We start from the raw sequence: 1,421 nt of genomic DNA on the forward strand, positions 1-1,421 counted from the left end.
AAGGCTATATCGAGAAACTGCACATTACCCCCGCCAATACCCATGAGTGCAAACACCTATCGCCTTTGTTGGAAGGATTACCCAAAGGTACGACCGTCTATGCCGACAAAGGCTATGACAGTGAGGAAAACCGATAACATCTAGAAGAGCGTCGGCTGCAGGACGGCATTATGCGCAAAGCCCACCGCAACTGTCCGCTGACGGAAGCGCAAACCAAACGTAACCGGTATTTGTCGAAGACCCATTATGTGGTCGAACAAAGCTTCGGTACACTACACCGTAAATTCCGCTATGCCCGGGCAGCCTATTTCGGGCTGATTAAAGTGAGTGCGCAAAGCCATCTGAAGGCGATGTGTTTGAACCTGTTGAAGGCCGCCAACAGGCTAAGTGCGCCTATTGCTGCCTAAAAGGCAGCCGGATGCCTGATTATCAGGTATCCAAGGGGGATTAAGGGGGTGTCTGAGTAGAATCAGTGGATATTTGAAACAAAAACAGCCGAAAATCTTTGTTTAGGTTTCGGCTGTTGGGGGAAAGGAATTTTGCAAAGGTCTCAGGCCGTCTGAAATTTCAGACGGCCTTTTATTATGTTTTAAAGAATAGGGCGAAGCTTAGAGGCTCATACGCCGTGGCGGTCGAGCCAACGTTCGGCATCCAGCGCGGCTTGGCAGCCGGAAGCTGCGCTGGTGATGGCTTGACGGTAGGTGTGGTCTTTGACATCGCCTGCCGCCCATACGCCTTCGATATTGGTTGCGCCGACATTGTCACCGGTACCGCCTTTGGTTTTCAGGTAGCCGGTTTCATCCATATCGAGTTGGCCTTTGAAAATATCGGTGTTGGGTTTGTGGCCGATGGCGATGAAAACGCCTTTTACAGCGATTTCTTCAGTGCTGCCGTCATTGTGTTTCAGGCGTGCACCGGTAACGCCGCTTTCGTCGCCCAAGATTTCATCAACCGAGCTGTTGAGCTTGAGGATGATTTTGCCTTCTTCGACGCGTTGCATCAGTTTGTCCACCATGATTTTTTCAGCACGGAAGCTGTCGCGGCGGTGAATCAGGGTAACGGTGTTGGCGATATTGGCAAGGTAGAGGGCTTCTTCCACAGCGGTATTGCCACCGCCTACTACGGCAACATCTTGTTTTTTATAGAAGAAGCCATCACAAGTTGCGCAGGCGGAAACACCTTTGCCTGCAAAGGCTTCTTCGCTTGGCAAACCTAAATATTTGGCGGATGCGCCGGTAGCAACGATGAGCGCATCGCAGGTGTATTCGCCCATATCGCCTTTGAGGGTAAACGGACAATTTTGCAAATCAACGGTGTGGATTTGGTCGAAAATCATTTCAGTACCGAAACGTTCGGCATGGGCTTGGAAACGGGCCATCAGTTCCGGACCTTGTACGCCTCCTGCATCGGCAGGCCAGTTG

At 51.2% G+C, this 1,421-nt stretch carries 1 protein-coding gene and 1 pseudogene; one reads left to right on the plus strand and one right to left on the minus strand.

Annotated elements, in window-relative coordinates:
- A pseudogene (locus ACTHUT_RS20630) lies at window positions 1-407 on the plus strand (transposase); the annotation flags it as partial.
- Between the two features lie 209 nt (window positions 408-616).
- Here ACTHUT_RS20630 and ACTHUT_RS20635 read toward each other — a convergent pair.
- A partial coding sequence (locus ACTHUT_RS20635; protein ID WP_440419669.1) for an FAD-dependent oxidoreductase occupies window positions 617-1,421 on the minus strand: 805 nt, incomplete at its 5' end.

Source organism: Neisseria sp. P0022.S010 (genome assembly GCF_051956635.1).